This is a genomic window from Citrobacter sp. Cs237, assembly GCF_030332325.1.
In the GTDB taxonomy this organism is placed as follows: Bacteria; Pseudomonadota; Gammaproteobacteria; order Enterobacterales; family Enterobacteriaceae; genus Citrobacter_A; species Citrobacter_A sedlakii.
Window position 1 is genome coordinate 1 of sequence record NZ_JAOWIB010000054.1, and the last position, 545, is coordinate 545.

Here is a 545-nt window from a genome sequence, read left to right on the forward strand (position 1 = left end):
GCGTTCAGGATATCGTCTGCCGCGATGGTGCTGATGGCGATCACCGGCGCCCCCGTATCCACGCTGTAGTCGTGGGTGGCTGACGCAGAGTTACCTGCGGTGTTGCTGACGCTGGCCTCCACGCGGGCGCCGCCGTCAGTCAGGGTGGATAAATCCGCAGCCGGGACGACCAGCGTCCATGCTCCGTTACTGTCAACGCTGGCGGTGTATGTTTTGCCGCCAAAGGTGACGGTGACGTTCTGGCCGGCTTCCACGTTTGTGGTGGTGCCGGAGAGCGTCAGGTCCGCGCCCTGCTCGGCGGCGTTAATCACGTCGTCGGCGGTCACGGTGTTAATGGTGATGGCCGGCGCTGCGGTGTTCACCGTCACATCGTGGGTGGCCGAGCCGCTGTTGCCTGCGGCACTGGTGACGGTCACTGACACGGTGGTGGTGCCGTCGTTCAGCGCCGTGATATCTGCCGCCGGGACGCCGACGCTCCAGTTGCCGGATGCATCCACCACCGTGGTGTAGGTTTTGTTGTTAATGGTGACGACGACCGCATCGCC

General features: G+C 64.2%; 1 protein-coding gene. It reads right to left on the bottom strand.

The window, feature by feature from the left end; genetic code table 11:
- Positions 1–545 (bottom strand): Ig-like domain-containing protein (locus OGY07_RS01860; RefSeq protein WP_286598340.1); only part of this gene is annotated, 545 nt, incomplete at both ends.